General features: G+C 74.6%; 24 protein-coding genes. 9 read left to right on the top strand and 15 right to left on the bottom strand.

The window, feature by feature from the left end:
* Positions 1-4 precede the first annotated feature (4 nt).
* The 6 genes from ADK41_RS40960 to ADK41_RS20485 all read right to left on the bottom strand — a co-directional run bounded on the left by ADK41_RS40960 (position 5) and on the right by ADK41_RS20485 (position 6,746).
* On the bottom strand, positions 5-235 hold the full coding sequence (locus ADK41_RS40960) for a DUF2945 domain-containing protein (protein WP_030833282.1): 231 nt from the start codon (positions 233-235) through the stop codon (positions 5-7).
* A gap of 133 nt (positions 236-368) precedes the next feature.
* The gene (gene katG / locus ADK41_RS20510) at positions 369-2,600 is read right to left on the bottom strand and encodes a catalase/peroxidase HPI (RefSeq protein WP_030833279.1); all 2,232 of its coding nucleotides are present in this window, start codon (positions 2,598-2,600) and stop codon (positions 369-371) included.
* A gap of 33 nt (positions 2,601-2,633) precedes the next feature.
* Positions 2,634-3,071, bottom strand: a complete 438-nt coding sequence (locus ADK41_RS20505; protein ID WP_030833275.1) for a Fur family transcriptional regulator — start codon at positions 3,069-3,071, stop codon at positions 2,634-2,636.
* 61 nt (positions 3,072-3,132) lie between these two features.
* The gene (locus tag ADK41_RS20500; RefSeq protein WP_051843464.1) at positions 3,133-3,726 is read right to left on the bottom strand and encodes a DUF488 domain-containing protein; all 594 of its coding nucleotides are present in this window, start codon (positions 3,724-3,726) and stop codon (positions 3,133-3,135) included.
* Positions 3,727-4,212: 486 nt separating this feature from the next.
* Positions 4,213-5,094, bottom strand: a complete 882-nt coding sequence (locus ADK41_RS20490) for a YegS/Rv2252/BmrU family lipid kinase (RefSeq protein ID WP_030833267.1) — start codon at positions 5,092-5,094, stop codon at positions 4,213-4,215.
* A gap of 59 nt (positions 5,095-5,153) precedes the next feature.
* Complete coding sequence (locus tag ADK41_RS20485) at positions 5,154-6,746, bottom strand: FAD-binding oxidoreductase (protein WP_030833264.1); 1,593 nt, start codon at positions 6,744-6,746, stop codon at positions 5,154-5,156.
* An 82-nt stretch (positions 6,747-6,828) separates the two neighbouring features.
* Here ADK41_RS20485 and ADK41_RS20480 point away from each other — a divergent pair, with 82 nt between their 5' ends.
* Positions 6,829-7,437 carry a TetR/AcrR family transcriptional regulator gene (locus ADK41_RS20480; protein ID WP_078662107.1) on the top strand — a complete coding sequence of 203 codons (609 nt, stop codon included), beginning with the start codon at positions 6,829-6,831 and terminating at the stop codon, positions 7,435-7,437.
* On the top strand, positions 7,434-9,059 hold the full coding sequence (locus ADK41_RS20475) for a glycerol-3-phosphate dehydrogenase/oxidase (protein WP_051843463.1): 1,626 nt from the start codon (positions 7,434-7,436) through the stop codon (positions 9,057-9,059). The genes ADK41_RS20480 and ADK41_RS20475 overlap by 4 nt, the downstream gene beginning before the upstream one ends.
* Here the strand turns inward: ADK41_RS20475 and ADK41_RS20470 are convergent.
* Together ADK41_RS20470 and ADK41_RS20465 are read right to left on the bottom strand one after the other, a co-directional pair.
* Entirely contained in the window at positions 9,023-11,074 is a 2,052-nt protein-coding gene (locus ADK41_RS20470; protein ID WP_030833255.1) for a discoidin domain-containing protein, read from the bottom strand. The two genes, ADK41_RS20475 and ADK41_RS20470, sit on opposite strands and share 37 nt — an antisense overlap.
* 440 nt (positions 11,075-11,514) lie before the next feature.
* Complete coding sequence (locus ADK41_RS20465; RefSeq protein ID WP_030833252.1) at positions 11,515-11,865, bottom strand: hypothetical protein; 351 nt, start codon at positions 11,863-11,865, stop codon at positions 11,515-11,517.
* Between the two features lie 131 nt (positions 11,866-11,996).
* Between ADK41_RS20465 and ADK41_RS20460 the strand changes: the two genes are divergently transcribed.
* The 3 genes from ADK41_RS20460 to ADK41_RS20450 all read left to right on the top strand — a co-directional run bounded on the left by ADK41_RS20460 (position 11,997) and on the right by ADK41_RS20450 (position 15,466).
* The gene (locus ADK41_RS20460; protein WP_030833250.1) at positions 11,997-12,830 is read left to right on the top strand and encodes a PP2C family protein-serine/threonine phosphatase; all 834 of its coding nucleotides are present in this window, start codon (positions 11,997-11,999) and stop codon (positions 12,828-12,830) included.
* A gap of 61 nt (positions 12,831-12,891) precedes the next feature.
* Positions 12,892-13,887, top strand: coding sequence for an MASE1 domain-containing protein (locus ADK41_RS20455; protein ID WP_030833247.1), 996 nt, complete (start codon positions 12,892-12,894; stop codon positions 13,885-13,887).
* A gap of 160 nt (positions 13,888-14,047) precedes the next feature.
* The gene (locus ADK41_RS20450) at positions 14,048-15,466 is read left to right on the top strand and encodes a hypothetical protein (RefSeq protein ID WP_030833244.1); all 1,419 of its coding nucleotides are present in this window, start codon (positions 14,048-14,050) and stop codon (positions 15,464-15,466) included.
* 22 nt (positions 15,467-15,488) lie between these two features.
* On the opposite strand, the gene ADK41_RS20445 is transcribed toward ADK41_RS20450, so the two are convergent.
* On the bottom strand, positions 15,489-16,337 hold the full coding sequence (locus ADK41_RS20445) for a L,D-transpeptidase family protein (protein WP_030833241.1): 849 nt from the start codon (positions 16,335-16,337) through the stop codon (positions 15,489-15,491).
* 984 nt (positions 16,338-17,321) lie between these two features.
* On the opposite strand from ADK41_RS20445, the gene ADK41_RS20435 reads away from it, so the two are divergent.
* Positions 17,322-18,068 carry a hypothetical protein gene (locus ADK41_RS20435; RefSeq protein ID WP_030833234.1) on the top strand — a complete coding sequence of 249 codons (747 nt, stop codon included), beginning with the start codon at positions 17,322-17,324 and terminating at the stop codon, positions 18,066-18,068.
* 640 nt (positions 18,069-18,708) lie between these two features.
* On the opposite strand, the gene ADK41_RS20430 is transcribed toward ADK41_RS20435, so the two are convergent.
* The 4 genes from ADK41_RS20430 to ADK41_RS20415 all read right to left on the bottom strand — a co-directional run bounded on the left by ADK41_RS20430 (position 18,709) and on the right by ADK41_RS20415 (position 21,850).
* Complete coding sequence (locus ADK41_RS20430; RefSeq protein ID WP_030833231.1) at positions 18,709-19,506, bottom strand: hypothetical protein; 798 nt, start codon at positions 19,504-19,506, stop codon at positions 18,709-18,711.
* Positions 19,503-20,768, bottom strand: coding sequence for a glycosyltransferase family 4 protein (locus ADK41_RS20425; RefSeq protein WP_030833227.1), 1,266 nt, complete (start codon positions 20,766-20,768; stop codon positions 19,503-19,505). Before ADK41_RS20425 ends, ADK41_RS20430 begins: the two co-directional genes overlap by 4 nt.
* A gap of 64 nt (positions 20,769-20,832) precedes the next feature.
* On the bottom strand, positions 20,833-21,243 hold the full coding sequence (locus ADK41_RS20420; RefSeq protein ID WP_030833224.1) for a hypothetical protein: 411 nt from the start codon (positions 21,241-21,243) through the stop codon (positions 20,833-20,835).
* A 91-nt stretch (positions 21,244-21,334) separates the two neighbouring features.
* Positions 21,335-21,850: a MarR family winged helix-turn-helix transcriptional regulator gene (locus ADK41_RS20415; protein ID WP_030833221.1), complete on the bottom strand. Its 516-nt coding sequence runs from the start codon at positions 21,848-21,850 to the stop codon at positions 21,335-21,337.
* A gap of 233 nt (positions 21,851-22,083) precedes the next feature.
* Between ADK41_RS20415 and ADK41_RS20410 the strand changes: the two genes are divergently transcribed.
* Complete coding sequence (locus ADK41_RS20410) at positions 22,084-22,581, top strand: hypothetical protein (protein WP_030833218.1); 498 nt, start codon at positions 22,084-22,086, stop codon at positions 22,579-22,581.
* 55 nt (positions 22,582-22,636) lie between these two features.
* Here ADK41_RS20410 and pgm read toward each other — a convergent pair whose 3' ends face one another.
* Positions 22,637-24,277: a phosphoglucomutase (alpha-D-glucose-1,6-bisphosphate-dependent) gene (gene pgm, locus ADK41_RS20405; RefSeq protein WP_030833215.1), complete on the bottom strand. Its 1,641-nt coding sequence runs from the start codon at positions 24,275-24,277 to the stop codon at positions 22,637-22,639.
* A 114-nt stretch (positions 24,278-24,391) separates the two neighbouring features.
* Entirely contained in the window at positions 24,392-24,820 is a 429-nt protein-coding gene (locus ADK41_RS20400; RefSeq protein ID WP_106979556.1) for a hypothetical protein, read from the bottom strand.
* A 948-nt stretch (positions 24,821-25,768) separates the two neighbouring features.
* Here ADK41_RS20400 and ADK41_RS42180 point away from each other — a divergent pair.
* On the top strand, positions 25,769-25,918 hold the full coding sequence (locus ADK41_RS42180) for a hypothetical protein (protein WP_167353478.1): 150 nt from the start codon (positions 25,769-25,771) through the stop codon (positions 25,916-25,918).
* A gap of 76 nt (positions 25,919-25,994) precedes the next feature.
* Positions 25,995-26,411 (top strand): ATP-binding protein, encoded by a 417-nt coding sequence (locus ADK41_RS20390; RefSeq protein WP_030833208.1) that lies wholly within the window; start codon positions 25,995-25,997, stop codon positions 26,409-26,411.

Below are 26,411 nucleotides of genomic sequence, written 5' to 3'. Positions count from 1 at the left end.
GCGCTCACTTCTTCTTCCTGAGCGCGGAGGGCTTGTGGACCGCCGGCTTGCCCGACTTCTCGCTGCGCACCTCGTACTGCGGTTCCTCCTCGGAGGCGGCGACCGTGCGCCCGGCCGCCTCGGTGCGCTCGGTGATCTTCTTCTCGACCTCGCCCGTCGTCTCGCTGCCGTGGCTGCTCCAGGCGACCTCGTCGCCCTGGTGGAGATCTTCCCCGCGGTCGTTGCCCTTGCCCATCCCAGGCGCCTCCTTCACGCGGCGGTCGGCTTGGTTCCACCCTGGTGGCACGGCGGCCCGAGCGCATCTCGGGGACGGCGCACCTCCGGGCCGGCCCCGGAGGGGCCGGCCCGGAGCAGCGGGACGGCGGGGATCAGACGAGGTCGAACCGGTCGAGGTTCATGACCTTGTCCCACGCCTTGACGAAGTCCTTCACGAACTTCTCCTTGGCGTCGTCGCTCGCGTAGACCTCGGCGAGCGCGCGCAGCTCGGAGTTCGATCCGAACACGAGGTCGGCACGGGTGCCGGTCCACTTGACCTCGCCGGTGGCCGCGTCGCGGCCCTCGAACACGCTCTGGTCCTCGGACGTCGACTTCCACGTCGTGCCCAGGTCGAGCAGGTTGACGAAGAAGTCGTTGGTCAGGGTGCCGGGGGCCGTGGTGAACACGCCGTGCGCCGTCTGCTGGTGGTTCGCGCCCAGGACCCGCAGGCCGCCGACGAGGACGGTCATCTCGGGGGCGCTCAGGGTCAGCAGGTTGGCCTTGTCCAGGAGCAGGAACTCGGCCGGCAGGCGGTTGCCCTTGCCCAGGTAGTTGCGGAAGCCGTCGGCGGTCGGTTCGAGCGCGGAGAAGGACTCCGTGTCCGTCTGCTCCTGCGACGCGTCCACGCGGCCCGGAGTGAACGGGACCTCGATGTCGAAGCCGCCGTCCGCGGCGGCCTTCTCGACGCCCGCGGCGCCGGCCAGCACGATCAGGTCGGCGAGCGAGACCCGCTTGCCGCCGGTCTGCGCGGAGTTGAAGGACTCCTGGACGCCCTCCAGCGTGCGCAGCACCGTCGACAGCCGGTCGGGGTCGTTGGCCTCCCAGTTGCGCTGCGGCTCCAGGCGGACGCGCGCGCCGTCGGCGCCGCCGCGCTTGTCGCTGCCGCGGAAGGACGAGGCCGACGCCCACGCCGTCGACACCAGCTCGGACACCGACAGCCCCGAGGCGAGGACCTGCTCCTTGAGGGCGGCGACGTCCGCGGCGTCGATCAGGTCGTACGTGCGCTCCGGCAGCGGGTCCTGCCACAGCAGGGTCTCGGAGGGCACCTCCGGGCCGAGGTACAGCGACTTGGGGCCCATGTCGCGGTGGGTGAGCTTGAACCAGGCGCGGGCGAAGGCGTCCGCGAACTCGTCCGGGTTCTCCAGGAAGCGCCGCGAGATCGGACCGTAGACCGGGTCGAAGCGGAGCGCGAGGTCCGTGGTCAGCATCGTCGGCTGGTGGCTCTTCGACGGGTCGTGGGCGTCGGGCACGGTGCCGGCCCCGGCGCCGTCCTTCGGCCGCCACTGGTGGGCGCCTGCGGGGCTCTCGAACAGCTCCCACTCGTAGCCGAAGAGGATCTCGAAGAAGCTGTTGTCCCAGGTGGTCGGCGTGTTGGTCCAGGTCACCTCGAGGCCGCTGGTGATCGTGTCGGCGCCCTTGCCGGTGCCGAAGCTGTTCTTCCAGCCGAGGCCCTGCTCCTCGAAGCCGGCGGCCTCCGGGTCGGGGCCGACGTGGTCGGCCGGGCCCGCGCCGTGGGTCTTGCCGAAGGTGTGGCCGCCGGCGATCAGGGCGACGGTCTCCTCGTCGTTCATCGCCATCCGGCGGAACGTCTCGCGGATGTCGCGGGCGGAGGCGATCGGGTCCGGGTTGCCGCCCGGGCCTTCGGGGTTGACGTAGATGAGGCCCATCTGGACGGCGCCGAGCGGGTTCTCCAGCTCCCGGTCGCCGCTGTAGCGCTCGTCGCCGAGCCAGGTGGACTCGGGGCCCCAGTAGACGTCCTCCTCCGGCTCCCAGACGTCGGCGCGGCCGCCGGCGAAGCCGAAGGTCGTGAAGCCCATCGACTCCAGGGCGACGTTGCCGGAGAGGATCAGCAGGTCGGCCCAGGACAGGCTCTTGCCGTACTTCTTCTTGACCGGCCACAGCAGGCGGCGGGCCTTGTCGAGGTTGGCGTTGTCCGGCCAGCTGTTGAGCGGGGCGAAGCGCTGCTGGCCGGCCCCGGCTCCGCCGCGGCCGTCGCTGATGCGGTAGGTGCCCGCGCTGTGCCAGGCCATCCGGACGATGAGCGGGCCGTAGTGGCCGAAGTCGGCCGGCCACCAGTCCTGCGAGGTGGTCAGCACCTCGGCGATGTCCCGCTTCACCGCCGGGAGGTCGAGGGCGGAGAACGCCTCGGCGTAGTCGAAGTCCTCGCCGAGCGGGTTCGCCACGGCCGGGTTCTTGGCGAGGATCTTCAGGTTGAGGCGCTCGGGCCACCACCGGTGGTTCCCACCGCCCTGGGTGGGGTGCGGGGCGCGCCCGTGCGCGACCGGGCAGCCCCCCGTCTCCTCCGTCTTGGGTTCGGTGACGATGGCGTCGTGGTTCTCGGTCATGGAAGTCCTTCCGGGCGAAAAGGTTCGCGCAGTTCAGCTACTGCGGGAGGCGGAACAGCCGGGGCACAGGCCCCAGTAGACGACTTCGGCCCCGTCGATCGTGAAACCGCGGGCGTCGGACGCGGTCGGACAGGGAGCGTCACCGACCGCGCAGTCGGCGTCGGCGACGACACCGCAGGAACGGCACACCACGCGGTGGTGGTTGTCCCCGACCCTGCCCTCGTAACGGGCGGGGCCGCCGGCCGGCTCGATGCGGCGCACGAGCCCCGCCCCGGTGAGCGCGTTCAGCGTCTCGTACACCGCCTGCAGGGACACATGTCCCGTGCGCCGGCGCACTTCGGAGGCGAGCGCCCCGGCTCCGAGGTGGCCGCCCTGACGGACGGTGTCGAGGAGGGCGACGCGGGCGGCCGTCGCGCGCAGGCCCGCTCCGCGGAGCTCCTCGGCGGTGGTCGGCGGCCGGGATGCGGTCATGCGTCGAACCTATAGCCCGAGACACGAGTAATTCCAGGGAACGAACAGGTCCAGTCTTGGGTCACGTCCGGTAACGGCGGGTGGCTCCCGGGTTGCGTGCCGCCGTCCTCCCGCGCGACGCGGCTTCGGTGTCGTCGTAGACCAACAGCCCGTCGTCGCGCAGGCGTACGCCCGGTGTGGGGTGGTGCGGTGTGTGGCGTCCGTCGTGCATCAGGTGACGTACGGGGACGTCACGGGCCAGGACGGCGAAGTCGGCGATGAGCCTCCGGTGGCACCGCCACCACACGGATTCGGCGCACATCACCGCGGTGGGCTCACGGGCGGCCTGGTCCAGCAGGGTGTCCATCGCGGTGACGAACTCAGGGGTTCGGGTGTGGGCCGCGTAGCCGCGGAAGGAGGCGTTGCGCCAGACGGTGTCGGGCGAGTCGGGCGGCGGCTTGCGGAAGCCGCCCAGGTCCCGTTCCCAGCGGTAGGCGATGCCGGCCTCGGGGAGCCATGCGGCCAGCCGGGTCCGCGCCAGGTCGGGATCGCGGCGGCTGCCGGGGCCGGTCCGCACGTCCACGACGGCAAGGATCCCCGCGTCGTGCAGCAGCCGGGTCAGGGCGTCCCGGCCGACGGTGCCGTGGCCGAAGGTCGACAACGTGCGCGGGGTCATGGGGCGCCTCCTGGCGGCCGGGGCGGGCGGTGGGCTCCGGGCGGACGCGGCGCCGGCCCGGTTCCGGTGCCGGGCAGGCCTCGAACCCCGTCTCGCCGGACCTTTCGAGGACTCCGCGCACCGGGTGCGGGTTCATGCCGCGCACGGTCCGCGTGTGCGCGGGCCGGCGCGTGGAGGGGGCAGTCGCCCGGGACGACGGACGCGTCCTCGTGGCGCGGCTCGAAGCCGTACCGCTCCCGCACGCGGACCACCTCCTGCCCACCGCCGTCCGTCCTGAGCCGGACGCCCGCCTCGTGCGCCCCGCGGTGCGGCGCCTCGCGCACGGGTTCCCCGCCGGCGGCGCATTCCTCCACGGCCCGGGCGAGCAGCCGGCCGGCGGGTTCGCGGCGCCGGTCCGGGAGGCTGACGGCGGTCTGCGCGGCCGAGCGGCGATGGAGCCCGGCCGGACGGCCCGGCGCTACCGCGGCGCCGGGTTCCGAGCGGCGGTCAGTACAGGACGCACAGGGCTCCGGGCAGGACCCTGACCGTGACCGGCAGGACGGCGTCGACCTCCCCGTCGGCGCCGTAGGGGAGGTCCCGGTCGGCCTCGATGCGGATCTCCCCGCCCCGCAGGATCCGCACCTGGGGCCGGCGGACGTGGGTGCCGGCCCTGAGCTCGTTCATCAGGGCGAAGAACAGCCGCCGGGGCGCGTGACGGATCATGACGACGTCCAGCAGGCCGTCGTCCACGCGGGCGTCGGGGGCGATGACGCGGCCGGAGCCGTAGTGGCCGGAGTTGGCGGCCACCACCGTGTACCCGGTGTGCGGGTGCTCCTCGCCGTCGACGGTGACCCGGTAGCGTGCCGGCCGCCAGGCGGTGACGGCCCGCAGGCCGCCCGCGTAGTAGGAGGCGGAGCCCCTGAGCAGCCTGGACCGGTTGGCGTGGCGGTTGGCGAGCGCGTCCACCCCGGCGTACACGCTGCCGAGGACGACGGTGCGGTCGTGGACGGCCGAGGTGACCTCGATCGTGTCGACCCGCCGTGGCTCGGCGTGGAGCAGGATGCGGACCAGGGCCGCCGGGTCCCGGGGCAGTCCCAGCGCGCGGGCGAAGTCGTTGCCCCGGCCGGCCGGGACGAGGCCGAGGGTCGCGCCGGTTCCGCTGAGGGCGCCGCCGACACCGCCCGCGATGCCGTCCCCGCCGACGGCGAGGACGATCCGCCCCCGCCGTCCGGCCTCGCGGGCCAGTTCCCGCGCGTGGGCCAGGCTGCGGCTGTACTCGGTCCGCAGGTCGGCGCCCTCCTCGCGCAGGCGCCGGGCCAGGGCGAGCAGGGCCGCCGCTGCGGTGGCCGCGCCCGCGGTGGGGTTGACGACGGCGGTGAACTGTCGCATCGGGATTGCCTTTCGGGGCGGGCCGGCGAGGAGGGGGACGAACGGTCGGGGGTCACGGGTCAGTCGGCGGGCAGCAGGACGCCGGGGTTGAGCAGCCCCGCCGGATCCAGTCGGCGCTTCACGGCGCGCAGGGCGTCGACGCCGAGCGGACCCGCCTCCCGGACGTACCAGTCCCGGTGGTCGGCGCCCACCCCGTGGTGGTGGCTGATGGTGCCGCCGGCGGCGAGGATCGCCTCGCCGGCGGCGTGCTTGGCGCGCGTCCAGTGCGCCACGGGGTCCTCGCCCTGGGCGCAGACCACGGTGAAGTAGAGCGAGGCGCCGTTCTCGTAGACGTGCGAGATGTGGCACATGACCAGGGGCGGGGTGCCGGCTCCGGTGAGGTCGGCGGTGAGCGCGTCGCGCACGGAGGCGTACAGCCCGGGGACGCGGGACCAGAACGTCGCGGTCTCCAGCGTCTCCGCGAAGGCCCCGGCGTCGAGGAGCGCGTCGCGCAGATACGGGGCCGAGTAGCGTCCGCGCGCCCAGCGCCGGCCCGGCTCCTCGCCCAGGGGGGTGCCGCCGCACGCGCGCAGGACGGCCGCCGCGCGTTCCCTGCGGTACCCGGTGTCCTCCTCGGCGCCTTCATACCCAGCGATCGCCGTGCAGCCGGTGGTCCGTCGCGCGCCGGAGCCGATCGCGTCGGGGTTCGCCAGGCCGATGAGCGTCTCGGTCTCGTCGGACAGCCGCAGCACGGTGGGCCGCGGCCCGTCCTGGGCGAGCCGGCGCAGGGCGGTGGTCCCTTCCTCGAATGCGGGGAAGTGCCAGCCCTCGTAGAGACGGGTCCGCGGGACGGGCCGGACGCGTACGGTCACGGAGGTGATGACGCCGAACGCGCCCTCCGATCCGAGGACCAGCTGGCGCAGGTCGGGTCCGGCGGCCGAACGCGGGGCGCGGCCGGTGTCGAGGGTGCCCTCGGGGGTGGCGAGGGTGAGGGAGAGCACCATCTCGTCGAAGCGGCCGTATCCGGCGGACGCCTGGCCGCTGGAGCGGGTGGCGGCGAAGCCGCCGATGGTGGCCCACCCGTAGGACTGGGGGAAGTGGCCGAGGGTGAAGCCGTGTTCGGCGAGGAGCTCCTCGGCCCGCGGAGCGCGCAGGCCGGGTTGCAGGGTGGCGGTGCGGGAGACCGGGTCGAGGCCGAGCAGGCCGTCCATGCGTCGCAGGTCGAGGGCGACGAAGGGGCCGTGCCGTTCGGGGGCCAGGCCGCCGACGACGGAGGTGCCGCCGCCGAACGGCACCAGTGGCAGGCCGTGTTCGGCGCACACCCGCAGGACGGCGAGCACCTCGTCGTGACCGCCGGGCAGGAGTACGGCGGCCGGGACGGCGGCGAGGTCGCCCTCGCGGATGCGCAGCAGGTCGGGGGTGGACTTGCCGCGCGTGTGCCGGATACGGGTCTCGGCGTCGGTGCGCACGTGGGCCTCGCCGCCCAGGGCCGCGATCAGGGCGCGGCGTGCGGCCGGCGGCAGCGGGCTCTCCGGGACGGTCAGGTCCTCGATGGCCACGGGTCCGGCCTCGCGCGGCTTCACGCCGAGCAGATCGCGCAACAGCCCGATCACCGTGTCGGGCAGCGGCGTCGCCTCGGCCGGGTCCCCCCAGCCGCTCCACAGCATGTCCATGGCTGTCGTCCTCACCGGTCGGTCGGAATGAACGGGGCCGGGGTCGTCGCCTGACGGCCACCATGGCGTTACACTGTGACACATGACGCCTATTCGTCACAACGGTTCCGGCGGTTCGGACAACGACGCGGTGCTCGACGCGGTGCGGGACTGCGTCCTGGCCGTCGGGGTCCGCCGTACCACGCTCACCGACGTGGCCCGCCGCGCCGGGGTCTCCCGGATGACCCTGTACCGGCGGTGGCCCGACGTGCGGTCGCTGGTCGGCGACCTGATGACCCGGGAGTGGATCGCCGTGGCCACCAGAGCGCTCCCCGAGCACCGGCCGGGCGTGCCCGCGCGTGAGGTGATCACCGAAGGGCTGGTGGCGGCGGTCCGCGCCTTCGGCGCCCATCCGCTCTTCCGGAAGATCCTCGACGTGGACCCCGAACTGCTCCTCCCCTACGTGCTGGACCGCCGCGGGGCGAGCCAGGAGGCCCTGCTGGAACTGCTGGCCGGCTCCCTGCGCGAGGGGCAGGCCGACGGCTCGGTGCGCGCCGCCCATCCCGAACGGCAGGCGCGGTCGGTGCTGCTGATCGTGCAGTCCTTCACCCTGTCCCTGCGGACCATGACCGACGAGGACGACCCCGAGCTCGCCTCCGAGGCGTTCCTCGGCGAGCTGCGCGTCATCCTGGAGAGGACCCTCACGCCGTGAACTCCCCCGGTGGCCCCGCCTCCCCCTCGTCCCTGTCCGCCGGCCGGCGCGCGCGTGAACTGGCCGACTCCGTCGGCGGACCGGTCGTCGACGTGCTGGTCGTCGGTCTCGGCGCCACGGGCGCCGGGGCGGCCCTGGACGCCGCCGCCCGCGGGCTGGACGTGGTCGCCGTCGACGCCCACGACCTGGCCTTCGGCACGTCCCGGTTCAGCAGCAAGCTCATCCACGGCGGGCTGCGCTACCTCGCCTCCGGACGGCTCGACGTCGCCCACGAGAGCGCGGTCGAACGCGGGGTGCTGATGGAGCGCACCGCACCCCACCTCGTACGGGCCCAGCCGTTCGTGCTGCCCCTCACCCCGCTGGTCTCACGCGGTCGGGCCGCCCTGGCGCGTGCCGGGTTGCGGGCCGGCGACACGCTGCGCCTGGCCGCCCGCACGGCCCGGGCCACCCTGCCCCCGCCACGCCGGACCGGAGCGGTGGAGACCCTTCACCTCGCCCCGGCGCTGCGGCGCGACGGGCTGCGCGGCGGCCTGCTCTCCTGGGACGGCCGGCTCACCGACGACGCCCGTCTGGTGACCGCCCTCGCCCGTACGGCCGCGGGGCGCGGCGCACGGATCCTGACCCGGGTCCGGGCCCTGGAGCTGACCTCGACGGGCGCCCGTGTCCGTGACGAACTCACCGGCGAGGAGGGCGGGATCCGCGCCCGCGCGGTGATCAACGCGTCCGGGGTCTGGGCGGGCGGCCTCGTCGACGGCGTCCGGATACGGCCCTCCCGGGGCACCCACCTCGTCCTGCGTCCCGAGAGCCTCGGCCCGCTGACCGCGGGCCTGCACATCCCGATCCCCGGGGAGAACAACCGCTTCGTCCTCGTCCTGCCCCAGGACGACGGCCGGGTCTACGTCGGCCTCACCGACGAACCCGTGGACGGCGACGTCCCCGACGTCCCCCGGGCGCCCGAGACGGACATCGGCTTCCTCCTCGACGTCCTGTGCTCCGTCCTGCACACGCCGGTCCGCCGCGCCGACGTGGCCGGCGCCTTCGCCGGGCTGCGGCCGCTGCTGGACACCACGGGGGCGCACTCCGGTACGGCGCCGAGGACAGCCGACCTCTCCCGGCGGCACGCGGTGCTCACCTCCTCCGAGGGCGTCGTCACCGTCGTCGGCGGCAAGCTCACCACCTACCGGCGGATGGCCGAGGACGCCGTCGACACCGCCGTCCGCGTCCGGGGGCTGCCGGCCGGCCCGTCGCCCACCGCGTCCCTGCCCCTGGTGGGCGCGGCGCCGCCGCACGTCCTCGCCGAACTGCCCGCGCCCCGCCGTCTCGTCCGGCGGTACGGCACCGAGGCGCCGGCCGTGCACGCGCTCGGCGTGCGGGACCCCCGGCTGGGCGAGCCCGTGCTGCCCGGGTATCCGGTCACCGGCGCCGAGCTGCTCTGGGCCCTGCGCCACGAGGGAGCGCTCGACGACGAGGACGTGCTCGACCGCCGTACCCGCATCGGACTCGTCCCCGCCGACCGGGCCGCGGCGCTCGACGCGGTGCGCGGACTCGTCGACGGGGCCCTGTCACAGGGCGGTCGAGCCGTGCGTCAGCGGCCGTGGACGCCGACCTCGCGGAGCGAGTAGCCCCACTCGGTCCCCCGGTCCAGGAGCCGCACGCGGAGGTGGCGGGCCGGTGCGGGGGTGAACACGGCCGTGTCCAGGCCGCCGTCGCCGGAGGTGGTGGACCAGACGGTGCGCCAGTTCACGCCGTCGGTGGAGAGGTCGACGCGGTACGACGTCCCGTACGCGCGCTCCCAGTCCAGGATGACGCGCCCGACCTGGTGGGTGGCGCCGAGGTCGACGCGGAGCCACTGGTCGTCGCTCCAGTCGCTGGCCCAGCGGGTGCCCCGGTCGCCGTCCACGGCCCGGCCGGGCGCGTAGCTGGTGAACGGGTTCCACTCCGCCGAACTGGCCGTGGCCGGCGCGCCCTCGGCGAGGTTCGCCCCGGCCCGGTGCCGTTCGGAGGCGCCCCAGGTGTCGAGGTAGGACTCGGCGCCCCGGAAGAGGTCGTCCACCACGTGCCGCCCGCCGACGCGCCGGATGTCCTCGATCCAGTCGGGGACCAGGCCGTAGTGCGCGGCTCCGTCGGTGTTCAGGTCCCAGGTGCGTTCGCCGGTGGTCTGCCGGTCGAGCACGGAACCGCCGTCGACGCTGCGGAAGGGATAGGCGACGGCGTCGGGCGCGTCCGCGCCGCGCGGGGCCGGCCAGCCGCCGACGCCGTTCATGTCCGTGCCGTAGCCGTAGCCCACGCCGTGCTTCTCGCGCAGCGCCCCGGTGCGGTCCGCCTCGGCGACGAAGTCCCGCGAGCCGTGCATGTACTGGGCGACGAACCCGCCGAGACCGTAGACCCGCTCGGTCCAGTCCAGGTCCATCCAGCTGTGCGACGAGAGCACGCCGGGGTAGGACGCGGACTCGAAGATGTCGAGCACCCGGCCGGTGGCCTTGACGCTCATGTGGTCGATCTCGAGCATCATGTTGCGTTCCATCATGCCGCGCACGGCGTACTCGCCGAGCTCGGTGAGCCCGCGGACGTTGCACCGCGCGTCCTGGTCGTACGACGGGACCTCGACGCCCGCGGGGAGCTCCTTCTCGGCGCCGGGCGCGGAGGCGAGCCCGATCGGGTTGTCGGCCTGCGGACCGGTGCACTTCCCGGTCTGCCAGAAGGTGCCGGTGGACAGGAACTGCCCGACGTTGATCGCGGTGCCGAGCGCGCCCTCGTCGAAGCGCACCCCGCACAACGCGTTGTCGAACTTGTGGCACAGGAACATGCTGCGCACGCCGAGTGCGTACAGCTCGTCCAGTCCGGCGTCGATGTCGGCCCTGTCGCACTGCGCGACGTCCAGGACCTGCTTGCACCCGAACGGTTCGGAGGTCTCGACGCCGAGGACGACCGCGAGCTTGCCCTGCGCGACGACGTCGCGGGCCTGCGCGCTGTCGGTGACGATCCGGAACCAGCCCTTGCCCGGCCCGCCGTACATCCCGTCGACGTAGGCCTGCAGGTCGTACGTCAGCTTCGCCTGCAGCCGGATGGACGTCATCTCGTCGCAGCCGCGGTCCTTGAAGAAGTACACGGAGCAGATCACGCCGTTGGTGACGAGGTCGTTGACCAGCACCCGCTGTCCGCCGCGCCAGGCGCGTTCGATCCAGGCGTAGTAGTTCTGCTGGTGGGTCAGGGAGTCGTGCGCGGGCCAGTCCTCGAACGTGGGCCAGCCGACCGGATCGTGCCTGCCGTCACCGCCGCCCGTGATGAAGTCGAAGATCGCCAGCGAGCCGTCGGGGTAGTGCTCGGGGCAGTCCTTGAGCGCGTCGGCGATCCCCTTCGCGGAGAAGGCCTTGCCGCAGATGAGCCGGCCGCCGAACGCCTCGTTGGCCATGACGTGGTTGTGCGCGTCGACGAACCCGCGTACCTCGCCCGCGGCGTTCGTGCCCTTGAACGGCTCCCCGGTGACGCCGATCCCGGAGTCGGGCGCGGGCCGGGCGACCGGATCCCACCAGTCTCCGCCGGCGGCGGAACTGGGCGTGGGCACGAGGGCCGCGGCCAGCATGAGGAGGAGAAGCGTGACGACCCCGAGGTGCCGTCGTGTGCGGTACGTGGTCATTACGCACGTCCCTCCGTCGCGGAGTTGTCATGACCGGCGCAAAGGTATGGGGTGAGGATCGCTACTGGCGCGTAGGGCGTCAAGGGTGCGCGCGCCATCCGTTCGCGCCCGCGCCCCGCACGAGACCGCGCGGGCCGCGGCATCACCCGTGCCCCCGGATCTCTTCGCCGGCATCCCGGTCGGCGGCCGCCCCGGCCCCGGCCCGGCACGGACGACCGCCGGCCCCTCCCCCGACGCGTGCGGCGCGTGACACCGAGGCCGTGCGGGAGCTCGCGGAACACCGGCCGGTCGCCGGGGAGCACCGTGCCGGGCACACGGGTCACGCCCGGCACACCGTCTTCGCCGACGACTTCGACGACCGGGACCCCGGCGGGAACGAGTCCGGCTTCGGCGGGGCGCCCGCCCGGGCGCCGTCCCCGGCGCGGGACAGCCGGCCGGGACTACTCCCCGCCGCCCTTCTCGCAGTGCAGGGAGATGGAGCGCAGCACGTCGGCGGAGGAGACGTCGGTGCGGCCCTCGTCGTGGATCTCGGCGAGCTGGACGAAGGCGAAGGCGAGCGTGGAGGTGATCTGCACGATGGCGGGGCCCAGCTTCTCGGTGACGAGGACCGCCACCTCGCGCGCGCTCGCGTCGGCCGGCACCTGGATCCGCGGCAGCATCTCCTCCAGGAGCTGGGCGATGGCTCCGCTCCCCGTCACGTCGGCGTCCGGGTCCGCGCGGAGCCGCCGCCGCATCTCGAGGGCCTCGGTCAGGATCCCCACGCCCCGCTGCATGATCTCCCGCTGTTCCATGGGCACAGCCTAGACATGGACTGGCCCGGCCGAACCGCTTCCGATTATCATTCTTTACATATATGAATGAGAGTTTTGTCCATCGAGGGCGGCCGCCACGCGCGCAGGTGTCCTCGCCGAATGAGTGATCCATGCCCCGCACCGGCCCCACGGACGACGGCGACGAGCTTCTGGTCAGGCTCAGGACGCTGACGGCACAGGCGCGTGCACAGGCGGAGGTGCAGCGCTCCCGGGTCGAACTGGCCGTCGCCCTGCAGCGCGGCATGCTGCCGAGAGGGCTGCCCGTCGCCGACGGCGTGCGGCTGGCCGTGCGGTACGCGCCCGCGTACCAGGGGCTCAATGTCGGCGGTGACTGGTACGACGCCTTCACCATGCCCGACGGCCGGATCGGCCTGTCGATCGGCGACGTCCAGGGGCACAACATCGAGGCGGCCGCCTTCATGGGGCAGGTCCGGGCCGGGCTGCGGGCGCTCGCCTCCGTCGACAGCGACCCGGGCAAGCTCCTCGCCCGGACCAATGAACTGCTGTTGTCCCTCGGCCCGGACCTCTTCGCCACCTGCACCTTCATGCGGCTCGATCCGGTCACCCGGCTGCTGGAGAGCGCCCGGGCGGGACACCTGCCGTGCGTGTGGGCCACCGCGGACGGCAGGTCCGGGGTGACCGAGGACGAGGGAGGCCCCCCGCTGGGCGTCCAGTCCGGGGTGGTCTATCCCGTCACCCGCTACCGGCTCGACACGGGCGGTGTCTTCGTGATGCTCACCGACGGGGTCGTGGAGGGCCCGTCCCTGCACCTCGACGAGGGGCTGGACCAGGTGGTGCGGCTCGCGGGCGTCGCGGCGGTCGCGCGCATGGACGCGGACGCGCTCGCCGCCGCCGTGATCAAGCAGGCCGAGCGGGTGGGGCACGACGACGACGCGGCGGTCCTGGTGATCGGCCACGCCGGACGACCGGGCGGCCGGCCATAGGGCCGGCCGAGCCGCACCTCTCGCCTCGCCGACGCGGCGGCCCCGGTGTGTGATGGCATGTGTGGTGGCTCGCCAGGATCTTCGCGCACCGGCCGTCCTCGCGCTCGAGACGCTGGTCGTCGCCGCCTGCTCCTACGCGGGAGGACGACTGGGGCTGTTGCGCGGGCTGACCGTCGAGGGCGCGGTGGTCTCCCCCGTCTGGCCGCCGACGGGAGTGGCCGTCGCCTTCCTGCTGCTGCTCGGGCCGCGCTGCTGGGCGGGGATCGCCCTGGGCGCCCTGTTCGTGCTCATGCACCTCACCTCGCTCCGGCTCGCGTCGGTGGGCGTGCTGGCGGGCAACACCGCCGCGCCCCTGTGCGGGTACTTCCTGTTGCGCACAGCGGGTTTCCGCACCGATCTCAGCCGGTTGCGGGACTGTCTCAGCCTCGTGTTCCTCGGCGCCTTCGCGGCCATGCTGATCAGCTCGACCACCGGCGCCGCCCTCCTCGTCGGCACGGGCGACCTCCAGGCCGGGAAGGTGTGGAGCGTGTGGCTGGCCTGGTGGGTGGGTGACGCGATGGGCGTCCTGCTCATCACTCCGGTGCTGCTGCTGCTTCCCCGGGTGCGCGCCCCGGCGCACCCGGGAAGGTGGAAGGAGGTGGTGGGCCTGGTGGTGCTGGCGGGCTGTCTGGTGCCCCTCGCCACCTTCAGCCCGGCCAGCACGCTGTTCGTCATCTACCCGCTGCTGATCCTGGCCGCGCTGCGGTTCGAGCTCCCCGGCAGCATGCTGTGCGCCCTCTTCGCCTCCGTTCTGGCCACCATTGCGGCGACCGACCGCACCGGGCCGTTCCAGCACCTGTCCGACGTGGAGATCATGGTCAACCTCCAGGCCTTCAACGGGGCGATGGCCCTGACCGCCCTGCTGCTGTCCGCGGTGATCACCGAGCAGCACAACACCAGGCGCTCGGTGGAGCGTGCGTGCCAGGAACTGGTCGAGGTGCTGGAGCATCTGACGGCGGGGGAGGCGGCGGCCCGGCCCCCGCGGGACGAGGACGACCGGCCACGGAACACGGGCTGATCCCCCTCGCCCCGGCCCCCGCTCCTCGAACTCCCCCGAGGGGCGCCCTCGGAAGGGCCGCTCTCCGGTCCCCCGGTGAACGGGCGGCCGGAGCGAACAGTATGAACGCAAACGCCGAGGCCATGGTCCTGACGGGCCGGGGTTCCTAGCATCCCGGCCCATGAACGGATCACGTCACACGAGGGGCCTGGCTCTCGCCGCCGCCGTCATCGGCGCCCTCCTCCAGGCACCGGCCGCACGGGCCGTCGACACCACCGGCCCGGCCCCCGTCACCTGCCCCGCCGACCTGGCGGAGAAGGCCGCCTGCTACACCGGCCAGGACCCGAACGGCGCGTACTACGCGATCGCGATCCCCGAGGACTGGAACGAGTCGCTCGTCGTCCACGCCCACGGCGGCCCCGACCTCGGCGACGGGTCCGACCCCGAGCGCGGCGTCGAGGACCTCGGGCGCTGGCAGGTCGTGGTGGACCAGGGCTACGCCTGGGCCGGTTCGTCGTACCGCCGGGGCGGCTACGGCACACGGATGGCCGCGACCGACACCGAGAACCTCCGCCGCCTGTTCACCGAGGAGTTCGGCCGGCCGAAGCGGACGTACCTCCACGGCCAGTCCTGGGGCGGCGACGTGGCCGCCAAGACCGTCGAGATGTACGGCGGGGCGGGCGGTCCCTACGACGGCGCGCTGCTCACCAACGGCGTCCTCGGCGGCGGCTCGCGCGGCTACGACCACCGGGTCGACCTGCGCGTCGTCTACCAGTACTACTGCCAGAACCTGCCGCGCCCCGACGAGCCGCGGTACCCGCTGTGGCAGGGGCTGCGCCCCACGTCGACGCTGACGACGGCCGGGATGCGCGCCCGGCTGCAGGAGTGCACCGGATACGCGTCCCCGCCCGAGGAGCGCACCGCGCTCCAGCAGCGCAACCTGGACGACATCCTCGCCGTGACGAAGGTGCCCGAGCGCACGCTGGAGTCACACCTGCGCTTCTCGGTCTTCACGTTCCGGGACATCGTGCACAAGCGGCTGGGCGACCGCAACCCGTTCACCAACGAGGGCGTGCGGTACTCCGGTTCGCACGACGACGAGGCGCTCAACGCGGGCGTGGAGAGGTTCACCGCCGATCCTGCGGCCGAGCGCGACCTGTCCTACGACAGCGACCTCACCGGCAAGGTGAAGATCCCGGTGCTCACGCTGCACGCCATCGACGACCCCACCGCGTTCGTCGAGCACGAGGCGGCCTACCGCGACACGCTCGCCGGCGCCCACCGGGGCCGGCACCTGGTGCAGACGTTCACCGACGAGCACGAGCACAGCGCGCTGAGCACGTCCGAGTACGCCAACTCCCTCGCGGCCCTGGACCGTTGGGTGCGCACCGGTGACCGGCCGACCCCCCGGTCGGTCGCCGCGTCCTGTGCCGCGTTCGACCGGACGTACGGCACCGGATGCTTCTACGAGCCGGAGTACCGGCCGTCGGCGTACGCCTCGCGGGTGAACCCGCGCCCGGGTGGTACGGCGTGGCCGGCCATGACGGCCGCGCAGGAGAAGGCGTGGAGCCGTGTCGAGGGGGTCGGCATCGCGCCCTGACCCGCACGTCCGGGCCGGCCGCTCACTCCCGCAGGGAGCCGGCGTCGCCCATGACGATCACCGGGTGCCGGTCCGGGTCGAGGGCGCGCAGGAGCTCCTCCATGTGGCGCTCCGAGAGGCTGACACAGCCCTGGGTCGGCCCCTCGTGGTCGACGTGCAGCCAGATGCCGCCGCCCCGGTCGGCGCCGAGCGGACGGGTCCGGTCCAGTGGGGACGTGCCCGGCACGCGGTTGTAGTCGATGGCGACGACGTAGTCGAAGGAGCCTTCCAGCGGCTCGCCCTCGAAGCCGGTGCCGCCGACCGCGAACCCCTGCGACCGGTCGTACGGCAGCTGGGTGCCGGGGTCGGGCAGCAGCCCCCCGGCGTCGGTGAGGGTGAACACGCCGATGGGTGAGCGGAGGTCGCCCGCCCAGTGGTCGTCGGTCCAGCCCTTGAGGGCGTTGTGCGCGGGCCACGCCGGGCCGCCCTCCCATCCGGACCCGGTGTGCTCGTACAACACGACCCGGGAGCGGTTGGCGTCCTTGCCGCGGCCGGTGACGACGACCACCTGGCGGGCGTTCGCGGGGATCCACGCCCGGGTCCGGGGCCCGAGGCCGGGGATCCGGGCGGGCGCTCGCGTCCTCGCTCCGGTGCCGGCCCGGCCCTGGGCGGTGCCGGTGGCGCCGGGCGCGACGCCGGCCGTGTCCGGCGCCCCGCTCACCGGGACGTCCCGCTGAGCGGTTCCGGCGCCCGCCCCGCACCCGCTCAGCGCCGCCAGCACGGCGAGGACGACGGCCGCCGACGCCACCCGGCCGCGCACACGGGCGGGGGCGCCGGCCTGCCGGCCGGCACGGTGACACGGACGGGGCGGGCAGTCGATCGATGAGGCCATGCACCCAGCCTGACCTCGACTTCCCGGAAACGCCTCAGCTCCTCGCGCGAGTCCGCCGAAGTCCCCCATCTGCCCTGCCCCCTGAAAGAGCGTGACGAAAGGTCCGTCCGGGTGACGGAACCACACCCGGGGCGGGGTGCGGTTCCGCCGGACGGAGCACCGCGCGGGGGTGACGCCACCGGTCGGCCACGAACCGCGAGCCGGGCCCGATCAGCACGCCCCCTTCGGTCGAACGGGTGAGGGTGACGGTGTCGTCGCCCGCGCCGGGACCGAAGGCGCGGCCGGCGCGGGCCTCGAGCGGGGGAAGCCGGCCGGTACCTGCCCGCGGCCGAGGACCTCGACGCTCCGCGCCCGTTTCGCCCGGGCCGGGCCGTGGCCGGGTTCGACCACGGTCGTGCCGGGTTCCGCGTCGGCGCCCGGTTCGACCGCGCGGACGGCGGGGTGGCCGGCGGACTCCCCGCAGGTGCCCGACCGCCCGTCGTCGGCGCGGGTCGCCACGAACGGGTGAATTGCGGAGGAGGCTTCGATCGGGTTGCCGAGCGACGGGCCGGCGGTTCCTCCGGACTGCCGCCGTCGTCGGCGCCGTGGGCCCCGGTCTTTGACGACCGGGCCGCGTTCCAGCCCGTGTCGGCGCTCACCGGGACGCGGACGTGGCGCACGTCGCGGGCGGGGAAGCCGGCGGCGACCGTGTCCGCGCCGCCGGGGCCGAAGCGGTGGGCGGCTCGAGGACGACCTGCTCGGCCTCGACGGTGCCGCCGGGGCCGACGCGGATCCGCTGCCGGAACGCCCCTGCCGGGCCTCCCCCCTGGCTGGACCGGCTGCCCTCGGTCACGCGGACGGCGGGACGGCCGGGGCGGGGGCCGTACCGTCCCTCGTGCCGCGTGAGAACGTCAACCGGTGACCGCTCAGAAGAAACGGTCAACCGCGCCCGGCCGTACCATGGCTGGCCACCGGGGGAACCAACAGGCAGAAAGGGGCACCGCCATGTCCGAGAATTCGACGGCAGCGACCGACCTCACGTCGCAGTACTCCGCTCAGGTCGCGGGCGACCTGGAACGCAACCTCAAGGAGCAGGAGCGGGTCACCGCGGAGATCGCCGCGCTGCAGGAGCGGTTGACCGTGCTTCAGCACGACCACACCCTACTGGTGAACATGCGGCAGGCGCTGGGGCTCGTCCCGGCGCCCGCCGGGGCGGCGGTCACCCCCGAGCCCGTGGTCACGCCCGGGGACGGAAGCACCCCGGAGGCCGGGACGGCGTCGGGCGACGCGACCGTGCCGGCGCCGCGCAAGAAGGGCGGCGCCGCCTCGAAGGCCACGCCGGGGGCCGGGGCGGGCGCGGTGAAGCCGAAGCGGGCCGGAAAGACGGCCGCGCGCGCCACGTCCGGGAAGTCGGTCCCGTCCGGGAAGTCGGTCCCGTCGGGGAAGACCGCCGCCCCGGGAAGGTCCACGCGCAAGCCGGCCGCCGCGAAGGCGGACGGCCCCAAGCTGGTCGAGCTCGTCCGCCGGCACCTGGGCGAGCAGCGGGAGCCCCGCTCGGCGGCGGAGGTCGCGGGCGCGCTCGAGCAGGCCCACCCCGGGCGCGCCGTCAAGACCACGGTCGTGCGCAGCACCCTGGAGGGCCTGGTCGCGCGCAACCAGGCCCAGCGCACCAAGCAGGGTTCGTCGGTCTTCTACACCACGGTCGACAGCGCCGGGCCGGCCCCGAAGACCGAGGCCGACGCGCGGTCCTGACGTCGTCCCCACCGCTCACCGCCGCGTGCGACTCACATCCACCGGCTCGAAGGCGTTCCGGGCACGGCCCCCGCCGGTTCGGGCGACCTCGACCGTCCCGTCGTCCACCCGGACCTCTTCGAGCACCTCCGGCAGGGGCGCGGCGTCCGGGTCCGCGGTGCGGGACGCCAGGGCGACGTGCCCGGTGGCGCCTTTGCACGCGCCGGTGAGGCGCGGAACGTGGGCCCAGCGGGTCCAGGCCGTGCCCTGCGGGGCCCGGGCACAGCAGGCCGTCGGCGGCCGGCGCGCCCCGGTCCGGGAAGTGGCGCGGGCTGCCGCCGGCGATGCGGCGGGAGGCGCCCGGCGGGCCGACGACGCACGTCATCGACCCGAGCGGCGACATCCTGCGATGCGCGGTCTCCCTCCCCACGGCAGGCGGATTCCCGGCGCGCTCCCTCCCACGGAGCGACCGGGAGCGTCGCCCGTCCTCATCGACGTTTCCGAGTGGTCCGATCGCCGAGTACCGCCCAAAACCGTCGGCAGGACTCGCCGGCTCCTGCCTGCGGAACCACGGTGATCGGGGCGGTGAGAGCCGGACTCCCTCCCCGCCCGAGGACGGGGTGTCCGCGGAGGGGCTCGGACGGTGAGGGGATCCGGCCGTTCAGCCGAGGGCGGTCACCTCGACGGCGAGGTCGTTGTCCACGGTGTAGTAGGGGCGCACCGCGGACCCGCCCACGGTGACCCGCGGGTAGACGAACACCGCCTTGCGGTCCGCCACGTCGTCGAGGAGCCGGCCGACCCGGGTCAGCGGCGCGTCGGCGGCGGGGCGGAGGAACACGTCCCAGACCCGGCTGCCGGTGGCCGTGAGGTCCTCGTAGGCGACGGTGAAGGCGAAGCCGCCGTCCCGGGCGGGCCGTACCGGGACGGCGTGCAGCGTGTCCCCGGCGCCCCGCAGCCGCAGCACCGCCTCCGCCGACGGGGAGAGTACGGCGCCGTGCAGGCGGGCGCGGACCGTCATCGTCCCGTCGGCGATGTCGACGGGCCCCGCCTCCGCGTGGGCGGTGCGCAGCCAGGCGCGTATCGCGAGGAAGCCGTCCTTGGTGGCGTACGGCACCCGGACGGCGACCGGTGACGGCCGGTCGGGCGGGCCTCCGTCGACGAGCGCCCGCAGGTCCCGCAGCCCGGGGCGCAGCCGCTCCCGTCCGGTGGCCGGGCCGGGCAGCAGATACGTGTCCCAGCGGCCCTCCGCGAGCCGGGGCAGCGGTTCGAGCACGGCGCGGAACTCGCCGTCGTCGCCGTGGGGTTCGAGGTCGAGGGTGTGGGTCGTCTCCTCGGGCCCGCCCTTCTTGGGGCGCAGCACCAGCAGCAGCCGGGGCCGCGCGGCCGTCGGCGGGCGGAGCCGGAAGGTGATCCGGCCGTCGGCGTCGAGGCGGCAGTGGGTGCGCGGGGTCGTGCTCATCGGCGTCCCTTCCGTACGGTGCGCAGCGCGGTCGACGCGGCGGCGTGGGCGAGGTCGCGGGCGGCGTGGCCCCGGCCGGCGAGGGTGTGGTGCATCCCGCGGCGTCCCGGGGCGCCCCGCCGTCCGCCGTTCCTGGCCTCGATCGCCTCCTGGAGCAGGCGTTCTGCGTGGGCCACGACCGGTCCGGGGGCGAACCGGCGCGCGTTGGCCACGGCCGCCTCGCCCATGCGGCGGCGGCGCTCGTCGTCGCGCACCAGGTCGAGGAGGGCCGCGCCGAAGGCGGCGCCGTCCCCGACCGGCACCAGCCGGCCGTCCTCGCCGTCCTCGATGATCTCGCCGGGCCCGTAGGGGCAGTCGGTGCTCACCACCGGCAGTCCGCAGCGCATCGCTTCGACGAGGGTCATGCCGAACGGCTCGAAGTTCGACGCCGCCGCACCGATCGAGCCCTTGACCCACTCGGCCTCCATGGGGGTCGCCGCGCCCATGAGGAAGACGTTGTTCCACAGGCCGAGCGACTCGATCAGGGCGCGCAGCCGGTCGTGCTCCTCGCCCTTGCCGTAGATGCGCAGCCGCCAGTCGGGATACTCGGCGACCACGCGGGCGAACGCCTCGATGATCAGGTCGAACCGCTTGACGGGGACCAGCCGGCCGGCCGCCACCACGACCTTGGCGGTGCCGTCGGCGGTGGGGAGCTCGGGGTCGGGGACGCTGTTCGGGAGGGCCTCCACCCGCACTCCGGGCAGCAGCATCTTGCGCCGGTAGGAGTCGGCGTCCGCCTCGGTGACGGTGGTGAGCACGTCGAGCCGGCGGTAGGCGCGGCGCAGCGCGGTGCGCAGCGCGGGCGGATGGTTGTCGAGGGTGAGGTGCTCCTGGCCGACGCGGGCGACGTGTTCCGGGGCCTGGAGGGCGAGGTGCACGTTGAGCCCCGGCCGGGTGCCGACGACGACGTCGGCGTCGGTGTCCGCCAGGCACTCGGCGATCCGCTCGTCCGTCAGCTCGCTGTACTGGTGGTGGCGGTACTCGGCGGCGGGGAACACCTGGGCGGGTCTGCGGTGCAGCGGGTGGTCCTTCTCCCGCCGCAGATCCACCAGCGCCCGCAGCCGCACTCCGGGGTGCGGAGTGAGGTTGGGGTGCTCCCGGTGCCGTAACACCGAGACGATCTCCACGTCGTGCCGTTCGGTCAGCGCGGCCGCCAGGTTGAACGTGGTGGTGATCGTGCCTCCGATCCCATAGGCGTTGTGGATCAGGAAAGAGATCTTCATAGCGGTCCAGACCGCACAGGACGTTCAGGAGTTGTCCGCTGTTACCAGTTCGTGGCCTCGGTGATCACTGTGGTCGGGCTGCCGGGTTCCCGCGCTGGATCCGCATGCCGGGGCGGCGGCGGTGGACGGTCAGGTACGTCAGGCCCTCGGGGCCGGCGGTGAGGCTCCGGGTGGAGCCGTGCGGGAGCCAGGTCAGGGCGCCCGCGGGGAGGGGGTGGGGGCCGTCGGGGGCGGTGAGCGTGCCGTGGCCGGCGAGGACCAGCAGGAGGACGTCGAGGTCGGGCTCGCGGTGGGTGTCGACCCCGCGCCCGGGCGGGATGCGCACGACGTTGGCGTCGAGTTGGCGCCCCGGCTCGGCGAGCCGCCACAGGGCGCCGGCGGACGCGCCGTCGAGGGCGGCCAGGGCGGCCGTGTCGCACAGGACCCGCGGGAGCGGAACGTCCTCGCCGGGGGTGTCGCTGCTTCCTGACGTCATGAGGTGTCACCGTCCCGGTGCGTGGACGCGTCGGCCGTCCGCGGTTCGCCTTTCAAATGCGAATCTAGCATGCAGATTTGGGCGGCGCCGGTCACGGTCCGCCGTCCACCGCCCAGCCGAGCGGGTACGGCTGCGGCCCGGCGGCGGGGGGCTCGCCGCCGGCCTCGTTGAACGCGGTGAGGGCGCCGACCAGCGCCGCCCGCTGCCGCGGGGCCAGCCGCTCGACGATCGCGGCGATCTCGGCACGGCGCCGCGCGGTGACGTCCTCGACCGTGCGCCGGCCCTCGTCGGTGAGCCGCAGCAGGGTCTCCCGTCGGTTGGCGGGATTGGTCTGCCGGTCGGCGAGGCCGGCCGCGATCAGCCGGTCGACCATGCGCATCGCGGTGGACGGGGCGACGTGGAGCAGGTCGGCGAGCGTGACCAGCTTGGTGGCGCCGCGGGTGGAGAGCACCACCAGCATCCGGAACTGCGGCAGCGTCACCCGGTCCTCGACCGCGGTGAGGGACCGCGCGGACACCGCCACCAGCAGCCGCGAGGCGGTCAGCACCGCACGGGTGACCGCCTCGACGTCGTCTCCGGCCCCGCCGGAGGTCTCGTCCCGATGCATGGGTCCTTTGTACCTCGTGGTGATCGCCGCCCGCTCGGCCGGCGGGGCGGAAGGAGGGGCGCGGCGCCGTCCTTCGGGCCGCGCGAAGGCCGGCCGCCCCGGGCTCCCCGGGCGGGCCCGGGTCCGGCCGGGTCGCACCGTCCCAGCCGTATGTCCGGTCCCGTGGGCCGCTGTTCCCCCGTTCTCGCGCTGTGCCATCATCCTGGCGGGATTCTCGAAAGGAATGAACGGACGTGACCGCGCAGAGGCCGGACGACGGCGGAACGCCAAAGGAGCGGGACGGTGCGCCGTCGCTGCCCGAGGAGGTCTGGCAGCGGTTCCTCACCGACAACGAGCGGGCCATCCGGGCCACCGCCCCCAAGGAGCCCTCCGCGCTGCAGCGGACCCGGCCGCGCGCCGGCGGCGGTGCACCGCGGGAGGGCGCCGGCGTCGAGGCGGTCGGTGATCTGTGGCATCCGGACGATCCGTGGGAGGGCCCGTCCTGGCGGGAGTTGGACGGGCGCGCCAGGCTGCGCCGCGTCGGGCGCGTGGTGGGCACGGCCGCCGCGCTCGCCTTCGCGCTGGTCGCCTGGTCGCAGCTGTCCACCGGTGCGGGCGCGCCGGACGAGGGGCCCGGCGACACCGTCCTGCAGCAGTCGGAGGACGTGCCGGCGGAGCTGCCCACGGCGGCCTCCCCGTCGCCGGCAGCCGTCCCCCCTCCCCCGTCCGGCCCCGGCGTCCGGGCCGGCTGACGCGCGCCCCGGCCGGCGTGGCCGGCGACCGGGGCGTGCCCCTGCGGGGCCCGGCTCAGCCGCCCAGGGCCGTGAGGACCACGGACTTGGCCTCCTCCTGCACCCGGCGGAGGTGCTCGGGGCCCTGGAAGGACTCGGCGTAGATCTTGTAGACGTCCTCGGTGCCGGAGGGGCGGGCGGCGAACCAGGCGCTGTCGGTGGTCACCTTGATGCCGCCGATGGGCGCGCCGTTGCCCGGCGCCTCGGTGAGCACGGCGGTGACCGTCTCCCCGGCCAGGGTGTCCGCGGTGACCTGGGCGGGGGACAGCTTCGCGAGGCGGGCCTTCTCCTCACGGGTCGCCGGGGCGTCGATCCGCTCGTAGGCGGGCTCGCCGAAGCGGGAGGTGAGCGCGGCGTAGTGCGCCGAGGGCGTCTTGCCGGTGACGGCCGTGATCTCGGACGCGAGCAGCGCCAGGATGATGCCGTCCTTGTCGGTGGTCCACACCGAGCCGTCCCGGCGCAGGAAGGAGGCGCCGGCCGACTCCTCGCCGCCGAAGCCGAGGGCGCCGCCGGCCAGTCCGTCCACGAACCACTTGAAACCGACGGGCACCTCGACGAGTTCGCGCTTCAGGTCGGCGGCGACGCGGTCGATCATCGCGGAGGACACCAGGGTCTTGCCGACGCCGGCGTCGGACGGCCACCGCTCGCGGTGCGCGTAGAGGTAGCCGATCGCCGTGGCGAGGTAGTGGTTGGGGTTCATCAGCCCGGCGTCCGGGGTGACGATGCCGTGCCGGTCGGCGTCCGCGTCGTTGCCGGTGGCGATGTCGAAACGGTCGCGCTGCCCGATGAGGGACGCCATGGCGTGCGGCGACGAGCAGTCCATACGGATCTTGCCGTCCCAGTCCAGGGTCATGAACCGCCAGGTGGGGTCGGTGAGCGGGTTGACCACGGTGAGGTCGAGGCGGTGCTGTTCGGCGATCCGGCCCCAGTAGGCGACGGACGCCCCGCCCAGCGGATCGGCGCCGATCCGGACGCCGGCCGAGCGGATCGCGTCCAGGTCGAGCACGTTCGGCAGGTCCGCGACGTAGGCGCCCAGGAAGTCGTGGCGTCCCGTTCCCGGCGCGGCGAGGGCGCGGGCGTACGGGATGCGGCGGACGTCCTTGAGACCGCCCCGGATGATGTCGTTGGCCCGGTCCTGGATCCAGCCGGTGGCGTCCGAACCCGCGGGGCCGCCGCTCGGCGGGTTGTACTTGAACCCGCCGTCGGCGGGCGGGTTGTGGGACGGGGTGACCACGACGCCGTCCGCGAGGCCCGTGCCGCGGCCCCGGTTGTGGGTGAGGATCGCGTGCGAGACCGCCGGGGTCGGGGTGTAGCCGTCGGCGCTGTCGATGAGCACGGTGACCCCGTTGGCCGCGAACACCTCCAGGGCGGTGACCCGGGCGGGTTCGGACAGCGCGTGGGTGTCGGCGCCGAGGAAGAGCGGGCCGTCGGTCCCCTGTCCGGCGCGGTACTCGCAGATGGCCTGGCTGGTCGCGGCGATGTGGTCCTCGTTGAACGCGGCCGTCAGGGACGAGCCGCGGTGCCCCGACGTCCCGAACGTGACGCGCTGTCCCGGATCGTCGGGGTCGGGGTGCAGTGCGTAGTACGCCGTGACCAGCCGAGCGACGTCGACGAGATCCTCGGGGCCGGCCGGGCCGCCCGCTCGCTCGTGCTGCATGTGCCCACTCCTCCGCATGGGTTGATTCTTCGCTTGCGGAGACATCTTTCCTCTTCGGGGCCGCACCGCGCGAGTGGGGCCCGGCTCCGCACCGTCCCGCCCCGGCGCCCGGTGTCAGATCCGGCCGCCGGTCATCCGGGTGAGGGGGCCGTGGGTGTGGCGTTCGGCGCGCCGGCCCACCGCGTAGGAGGCGGCGGTCAGCGCGGTCAGGCCGGCCGCGGCGCCGGCGGCGACGAGCCTGCGGTTGGCGATGACGGTCCAGGCGGTCTTGGCGCCGGCGGCGACCTGCCCCGAGGTGGCGACGACCGCGCGGCGGCCCGCCTCGACCCCCTTGGCCGCGGTCTGCGCGGCGCCGCTCGCCGCCTGGGCCGCGCGCCCGGCGCCCGACGCGGCCCCTGACGCGGCCTCACCCGCCTTGCCGGCGGCCTTGCCGGCCGCCCGCTCGGCGGGGGCGGTCGCCTTGTCCGCGGTCTCCCGCGCCTTGGTCGCGGCGGACCGGGTGGACGTGGTCTTCTGCTGCGAGTTCTTGTTCTGTTCACTCATGGACACCGACTTGCCGCTGACTCCCGCGGCAAACACCTCCCGCGCGCGGGCCGCCGCCCGGCCGGGGCGGTGTCCGTTCCGGGACACCGCCCGCGAACACGTCGTACGGCGGCGGCGTTTGGAGGTGGGCGCGGCCGATGCGGCGGCCTCGGACGGCCGGGGGCGGCGGCGGACCGTGCCCTCGCCATCGACCGGGATCACGGACTCCGCCGTACGGCAGGGCGGGCCCGCGCCGAGGTGTTCGGGCGGTCCGGTTCGCGGCGCTCGGCCGGGAACCGGGAGCGGTCGTGGGGTCCGGCCCGAGTGGTACACGCGCCACGGGGCGAGGGCGTTCGGGTCCGCGCCGACGAGCCGGCCGGTGGTCCGCGCGTCGGCCCGGTCCGCGAACCCTTCCCTTCCGCGCAGGCGCAGGCGCGCGGCGCCGGGACCGGCGTCCTCCTCCAACCGGCCGCGGTCGGCGAAGCGGGCGCGGTGCTCGGCGAGGTCGAGACCTTCCACCTGGCGCAGGGACCGCGGCAGGCGCGCGGCGCCGCTCCTCCAGCCGGCCGCGGTCGGCGAAGCGGGCGCGGTGCTCGGCGAGGTCGAGACCTTCCACCTGGCGCAGGGACCGCGGCAGGCGCGCGGCGCCGGGCCTCGTCGGTGTCGATGCGGCGGCCGTACGGCGTGGGCGAGCTCGTCCGGGAGCCGGGCTCCTTCGGGCCGTTCCCGCCGCACCTGCCCGAGGGCCGGCTCCGGGTGGGCCGGCAGCGGGGCGGCACGGGCGGGCTCCGGCGTGTCGAACCGGTCGGCGACGGGCCGGGCGGCGTGGACGTCCGGTCCGGGAGCCGAGGCCGACGGGTCGCCGAAGGGGACGCGGACCCTCGCCCGGCCGCCCGCAGGGCTGACTCCGCCGGCAGGGGGTATGCGGGGGACAGCAAGGACGAACGGGACCCACGGAAGGGAGCAGCCATGCCGAGCATGGTCGAGCGCATCAAGCAGTTCGCCAGGAGCCCGCAGGGGCGGCGTACGGCCGAGCAGGTGCGGCGGGCGGCGGCCGACCCCCGGCGCCGGGCCCAGGCCCAGCGTCTGCTGGGCCGGTTCCGCGGCGGCCACCGTTGACCCTCTCCGCCCCTGTTCCCACGCGGTCCGGCGCCCACCCGCCCGGGCCGCGCGGCGACGACCGGGAAGGACCACCATGAAGGAATCGTCGGTCCGGACGGTGGGCTGGGCACGCTCACTGCCGGTGGACCGCGGGGTGAAGACGGCCCGTGACTGGGCCCACGAGCACCTCGTCGCGCTGGGCTGGGACACGGCCGCCCCCGAGACGGCGGACGCCGTGCTGCTGGCCGTCTCGGAACTGGTCACCAACGCGCACGTCCACGCCCACAGCACCGCGCAGCTGGTCATGGCGTGGGACAGCCGTTGTCTGCACGTCTCGGTGCACGACAGGTCCACCACCCTGCCGGCGCCCCGGGAGCCGAGCACCGAACGCGTCGGCGGGCGCGGCATGCTCCTGGTCGACGCCCTGGCCGACACCTGGGAGGCCCGTCCCTGCCCCCACGGCAAGACCGTCACGGCCTGCTTCCGGTTGCCACAGGACACGGAGCACTGA

Source organism: Streptomyces caelestis (assembly GCF_001279005.1).
Classification (GTDB): Bacteria; Actinomycetota; Actinomycetes; order Streptomycetales; family Streptomycetaceae; genus Streptomyces; species Streptomyces heliomycini.
This window is presented reverse-complemented; position numbering and strand designations above follow the sequence as displayed.

Excerpts from the sequence above, each read along its gene's own strand:
- ADK41_RS40960 (WP_030833282.1), bottom strand. The coding sequence starts at position 235 with ATGGGCAAGGGCAACGACCGCGGGGAAGATCTCCACCAGGGCGACGAG.
- katG (WP_030833279.1), bottom strand. The coding sequence starts at position 2,600 with ATGACCGAGAACCACGACGCCATCGTCACCGAACCCAAGACGGAGGAG.
- ADK41_RS20505 (WP_030833275.1), bottom strand. The coding sequence starts at position 3,071 with ATGACCGCATCCCGGCCGCCGACCACCGCCGAGGAGCTCCGCGGAGCG.
- ADK41_RS20500 (WP_051843464.1), bottom strand. The coding sequence starts at position 3,726 with ATGACCCCGCGCACGTTGTCGACCTTCGGCCACGGCACCGTCGGCCGG.
- ADK41_RS20490 (WP_030833267.1), bottom strand. The coding sequence starts at position 5,094 with ATGCGACAGTTCACCGCCGTCGTCAACCCCACCGCGGGCGCGGCCACC.
- ADK41_RS20485 (WP_030833264.1), bottom strand. The coding sequence starts at position 6,746 with ATGGACATGCTGTGGAGCGGCTGGGGGGACCCGGCCGAGGCGACGCCG.
- ADK41_RS20480 (WP_078662107.1), top strand. The coding sequence starts at position 6,829 with ATGACGCCTATTCGTCACAACGGTTCCGGCGGTTCGGACAACGACGCG.
- ADK41_RS20470 (WP_030833255.1), bottom strand. The coding sequence starts at position 11,074 with ATGACCACGTACCGCACACGACGGCACCTCGGGGTCGTCACGCTTCTC.
- ADK41_RS20465 (WP_030833252.1), bottom strand. The coding sequence starts at position 11,865 with ATGGAACAGCGGGAGATCATGCAGCGGGGCGTGGGGATCCTGACCGAG.
- ADK41_RS20460 (WP_030833250.1), top strand. The coding sequence starts at position 11,997 with ATGCCCCGCACCGGCCCCACGGACGACGGCGACGAGCTTCTGGTCAGG.
- ADK41_RS20450 (WP_030833244.1), top strand. The coding sequence starts at position 14,048 with ATGAACGGATCACGTCACACGAGGGGCCTGGCTCTCGCCGCCGCCGTC.
- ADK41_RS20445 (WP_030833241.1), bottom strand. The coding sequence starts at position 16,337 with ATGGCCTCATCGATCGACTGCCCGCCCCGTCCGTGTCACCGTGCCGGC.
- ADK41_RS20435 (WP_030833234.1), top strand. The coding sequence starts at position 17,322 with ATGTCCGAGAATTCGACGGCAGCGACCGACCTCACGTCGCAGTACTCC.
- ADK41_RS20430 (WP_030833231.1), bottom strand. The coding sequence starts at position 19,506 with ATGAGCACGACCCCGCGCACCCACTGCCGCCTCGACGCCGACGGCCGG.
- ADK41_RS20425 (WP_030833227.1), bottom strand. The coding sequence starts at position 20,768 with ATGAAGATCTCTTTCCTGATCCACAACGCCTATGGGATCGGAGGCACG.
- ADK41_RS20420 (WP_030833224.1), bottom strand. The coding sequence starts at position 21,243 with ATGACGTCAGGAAGCAGCGACACCCCCGGCGAGGACGTTCCGCTCCCG.
- ADK41_RS20415 (WP_030833221.1), bottom strand. The coding sequence starts at position 21,850 with ATGCATCGGGACGAGACCTCCGGCGGGGCCGGAGACGACGTCGAGGCG.
- pgm (WP_030833215.1), bottom strand. The coding sequence starts at position 24,277 with ATGCAGCACGAGCGAGCGGGCGGCCCGGCCGGCCCCGAGGATCTCGTC.
- ADK41_RS20400 (WP_106979556.1), bottom strand. The coding sequence starts at position 24,820 with ATGAGTGAACAGAACAAGAACTCGCAGCAGAAGACCACGTCCACCCGG.
- ADK41_RS42180 (WP_167353478.1), top strand. The coding sequence starts at position 25,769 with ATGCCGAGCATGGTCGAGCGCATCAAGCAGTTCGCCAGGAGCCCGCAG.
- ADK41_RS20390 (WP_030833208.1), top strand. The coding sequence starts at position 25,995 with ATGAAGGAATCGTCGGTCCGGACGGTGGGCTGGGCACGCTCACTGCCG.